Below are 4,779 nucleotides of genomic sequence, written 5' to 3' on the forward strand. Positions count from 1 at the left end.
CGGACCATCCCATTAGCGGAAATGTTCATTCGCGGCGGATGCACCCGCCCAAACGTTTCAAGTGGATCAGCTCTACTGACGCACCTTCGCTTGCCGAGCTCCGCCTGCGACACCGTGTTACTCTTGCTTAATCTGTAACTCTTGCTGGAGTGTTCCTCAGGGCATAGCCTGCTCGCTCGCATTAGTTCTCTGCGCCATCACAAAGGGAGGGAACGATGGCTATTAATCGTGTACTCATCGCATTGTTTTCCGTCGTTGCCATTCTGACCAGTTTGAGCGCCGTTGCTCAGGGCGTGCCGCCGGAAGGTTCGGTCTCGGTCATATTCACCGCCACGCCTATTCCAGCACCCAAGCCAATGTCGATCGGCGGCGGCAGAGAGTTTGTTTTTATGAACCAAGCCATGGCTGCCTCGAACGAGGCTGGAAACCCTGTACTCAACAACATGGGCGGACGCTGTCAGTTGAGCCGCCTTACGGATTCGTCGGCAAAGACCGCGGAGATTCACGGGTTCTGTACTTACGTCGACAAGGACGGCGATCAAGTGTTCGAGCAGTGTGACTGGATGCCTGGATCCCCCAACAATTGCAACATCACTGGTGGAACGGGGAAATTTGAAGGTCTCCAGGCCGCGCTCGTCGTCACCATCGACCCGCTCAAGAGCAACTTCGATGGCATCAGCCAGGTCATTGGTCACAAGAAGGGAACGTACAAGTTCGCTAAGACGAACTGAGCCAACCAGACGCCAGCAGCTACGTACTTGAAACCGATGCCAGTGATATCGCCCGGCATGGAGCAGTGACGTGATCATTCGCGGCTGAGGCAATGCTGATGAGACGACGAGTTTTCGTTGCGGCCCTTGCAAGTGCCGCCGTTGCATGGCCGTTGGCAGGATGGCCACAACAGGGGAAAACTTGGCGAATTGGGTACCTAATGCCCGGCTTCATAGTTGGCCCCGACCTCAAGCTGTTTGAGGTATTCAAACAAGAGCTGAGCACTCTCGGCTATGTTGAAGGTAAGAACCTCATTATCGACAAGCGGCAGGCTGAGGGGTCGATTGATCGCTTGCCCGGGTTGGCTAGCGAACTCATCGCGCTTCGGCCTGACGTGCTTGTCACCATTGCGACGCCGGCCATAGCCGCCGCGCAGCGAGCAACGTCGACCATTCCTATCGTAATGACACCTGCGACCGATCCCATCGGGTCCGGTTTTGTGAAAAGCTTTGCTCGGCCAGGGGGCAATATAACCGGCTTGGCCAACATGTACGGCGACACTACTACCAAGATTTTTGACGTGATCAGCAGTATTCTTCCTTCTGCCAGAAAAATCGCAATCTTGATGTCGTCAAATCCCACCCACCCTGGACTGTATGAGGTGTCTCGCGCGGCCGCGCACACTGTCGGCTTATCAACCGTTCCCATCGTCGCACCAACTCCCGCCGATCTGGAGCAAGCGTTTCAGAATATTGGAAGGGAACGCTGTGACGCTGTGTTCGTGGTAGCCGATCCAATTCGGCTGAAGATTGTCGATCTGGCTAACGCCGTTCCAATTCCAGCAATCTATCAAATCAGCGAGTTTGTTGAGGCTGGTGCGCTAGCAAGTTACGGCCCAAGCTTATCAATCATGTTCAGGCGCTCAGCGCAGTATGTCGATAGAATATTCAAGGGTGGGGCGCCCGCTGATATGCCGGTCGAACAACCGACTAAATTTGAACTGGTACTTAACCTCAAGGCTGCAAACGTGCTGAACTTGTCGATACCAGAGGCGATCATCCTTCAAGCTGACAAGGTTATCGAATGAGTTTCGATAGCTTCCGCAATTGGCCCATCGGCGAAGTGGCGGCCCCTCCACGAGGTCCGCTCACCGAGGCATGGCGGACCAGATTTGCTCACGTTGAGTTCTTCGCATTTTGACCCGAACCGGACGTATTACTAACGACCGGTGCCACTCCAGCCTGGAACTTCGTTGGCTGGTGCTCTATGGCGCAGAGTCGAGCTTCTGGCAATTCGCCGTTGTGCTAGAGTTCTTCCGTCAAACGCAGAGGGATGGATCGTGTCCGAGCAGCACGTCGAACGCCGACTTGCCGCGATCCTGGCCGCGGACGTGGCTGGCTATAGTCGGCTGACAGGTGCAGACGAAGAAGGGACCATTACCAGGCTTCGGATGTTGCGAAAAGACGTCGTCGATCCGACCATCTCGACCCATCATGGTCACATAGTTAAGACGACCGGAGATGGAATGCTGGTAGAGTTCGCCTCCGTGGTCGATGCCGTCCGGTGCGCCGTCGAGTTGCAGCGCAAGATGATCGATCGAAATGCCGATATGTCTCCCGGCAAGGAAATCAGTTTCCGCATCGGCATCAATCTCGGTGACGTCCTCGTCGAATCCGACGGCGACCTGATGGGCGATGGGGTCAATGTGGCCGCGCGCTTGGAGAACATTGCGCCGCCGGGCAGCATCTGTCTGTCCCGCGCGGCCTACGATCAGGTCAAGGGCAAGATTGCCGTTACGATGCACGATTGGGGCAAACGACGCCTAAAAAATATCGCCGAGCCAGTGCAGGTGTTTATGATAGATGCGGCCGGCTCACGGCTACCGTCGCTCGCGAAGTCAAGCGGCCGATCAATGACAGTGGCCGCAGCCGCAGTCCTCGCTTTCGCGGCAATCGGCGGCGGTACCTGGTACATGCGAGGTTTCCCTGGCGTCACATCATTGTTCGTCCAGTCTTCAAAAACCGTTCCGTCACCTAGGGCAGCACCGCGCTTATCGATTGTCGTGCTTCCCTTCACAAACCTAAGTGGCGATCCGGGACAGGATTATTTCGCCGATGCGGTCACCGACGGCCTGACAACCGATCTCTCGCGAATTCAGGGCAGCTTCGTTATCGCGCGCAACACCGCGTTCACCTACAAGGGCAAATCGATCGATGCCCGCCAGATCGGGCGTGAACTCGGTGTGCGCTTCGCGCTCGAAGGTAGCGTGCAGCGCGCCGGCGATCAGGTTCGAGTCAACGCGCAGCTGATCGATACTGAAACTGGCGGCCATGTCTGGTCGGACCGCTTCGATCGTCCGCGTAGCAACTATCTGGAATTGCAGGATGACATAACCGGCCGGATCGCCCGCATGCTGGGATTGGAACTGGTTGTCCTGGCGGCCCGCAGCATCGAACTGGAGCACCAGACCAATCCCACTGCGTCGGACCTTGCCTTGCAGGGATGGGCTGCCGTGTACAAGCCGACCACGCCCGAGACGCGTGAGGAAGCTCGGCGCCTATTTGAGCATGCGCTTGAAATTGACCCGCATACACTAAGGGCAATGACAGGACTTTCCTTGACACTCGCCAATCTGGTCATCAATGGACAATCGCCCGACCCGGCAGGGGATTTAGGTCGCGCCGACGAGCTCTCGCAGCAGGCAGTCAGGCTCGATCCGAATAATGCGGCCGCTCATGCGTTGCGCGCCCGTGTCCTGCAGGCACACCGGCGGCAGAAGGAGGCCGCCGAGCAGTACAGGATCTCACTGCAAATCAACGGCAACATACCGACAACGACGCTTTTTCTTGGCGAGACGTTCGTGTTCACCGGGAAATCTCTTGACGCAATTCCGCTGTTCGAACGCGCCGTTGAACTCAGTCCACGCGACCCGGGTCTTGGCACCTGGCAGTTTGAAATGGGGCGGGCAATGATCCTGCTCAGGCGCGATGATGAGGCGCTAACCTGGCTCAGCAGGTCGGTGGCGACGAATCCGAGACTGGCATATGGCCAGCTTTACTACGCCGCGATCATGGCTATCAAAGGCGATCAATCAGCTGCCCGCGCGGCACTTGCGGCGGCGGGTCGCCTGAATCCGAACTACACCAGTCTCGCGAAATTCCGGGCCACCGATCTGTCGGACGATCCTGCCTACGTTGAGCAGCGTGCTTATGTGGAAGACGCGTTGCGCAAAGCGGGACTGCCGGACCAATGACTTCCGCAGATGGCCCGCTCGAGACCTTCAGGTCGGCGCTAAAGACGTCCGCTCGCTGGGCCCGCCCGGGCGTCGCCGGTCCGGCCAAACCGCCGCTGTTGACCCATTGCAGACTTAAGAGAAAGAATTGCTTGATCTAATGGCCGGTTCCGAAATCTGCCGGCTTGGAAGCTTTGAGCTATCGCCGCAACTCAAGTTAAACCAGGTTTGTAAGCGAGAAATTCACTCACACGATCTACCTAGGGTGGCGCGAACGCTGGGAGGGTCTACGTGGGCTGGAAGCTTTTTGCACTCTTCCCGGATTGTTCGTTGGTACGCTCCTCTATGAGCGATACGCAACGGGCGGCGAACATTCCTCGCACGCGCCCTCTTTCATTTCGCTGTCAGTTACGGGCTCTGGTTATATGGCTCAAAGCGCGGTCGGCAGGGGGACGTGCGTCAGCTCACCGCCTAAAGATTTCGCAGGAGGCGGCCAAGTTGGTCCTCAACGCCGTCTTCTGCGAGGAGACTTATCGGTCAATGAAGCAGAAAATAGCTCTCACGTGCATGGTCATCGTAATCGCGGTCGGAGCGTACTTTCTGTACGACGACTACGCGAAATGTCAGCAGGAATACCATCGCGGCTGCACCCCAGCGGTCGGCAGTGGGCCGGTCTCAAAATGAGGTATGCTGCGGAGAGCGTATTTGAGAAGATTAAGGCCGCCTCGGTTGGCGGGCCTCTTGCATCCGGCGCCGACAATTCCGCTTGTGGCCCGTTTGAGACATGCCTGCCTACTCTGAGAATGTCCGTTCACCGGGGTAGACCGGAGTGCGCC

The 4,779-nt window shown here is 57.3% G+C and carries 3 protein-coding genes; all 3 read left to right on the forward strand.

The annotated features are described in order from the left end of the window. Nucleotides 1-215: 215 nt before the first annotated feature. The 3 genes from FXV83_RS39985 (at nucleotide 216) to FXV83_RS43380 (ending at nucleotide 3,964) form a co-directional block, all read left to right on the forward strand. Nucleotides 216-731: a hypothetical protein gene (locus tag FXV83_RS39985; protein WP_148745533.1), complete on the forward strand. Its 516-nt coding sequence runs from the start codon at nucleotides 216-218 to the stop codon at nucleotides 729-731. 200 nt (nucleotides 732-931) lie between these two features. Beyond that, nucleotides 932-1,798, forward strand: a complete 867-nt coding sequence (locus tag FXV83_RS39990) for an ABC transporter substrate-binding protein (protein WP_187436498.1) — start codon at nucleotides 932-934, stop codon at nucleotides 1,796-1,798. A gap of 252 nt (nucleotides 1,799-2,050) precedes the next feature. Continuing rightward, nucleotides 2,051-3,964, forward strand: a complete 1,914-nt coding sequence (locus FXV83_RS43380) for an adenylate/guanylate cyclase domain-containing protein (protein ID WP_187436499.1) — start codon at nucleotides 2,051-2,053, stop codon at nucleotides 3,962-3,964. Nucleotides 3,965-4,779 lie beyond the last annotated feature (815 nt).

The organism is Bradyrhizobium hipponense, assembly GCF_008123965.1.
Taxonomy (GTDB): Bacteria; Pseudomonadota; Alphaproteobacteria; order Rhizobiales; family Xanthobacteraceae; genus Bradyrhizobium; species Bradyrhizobium hipponense.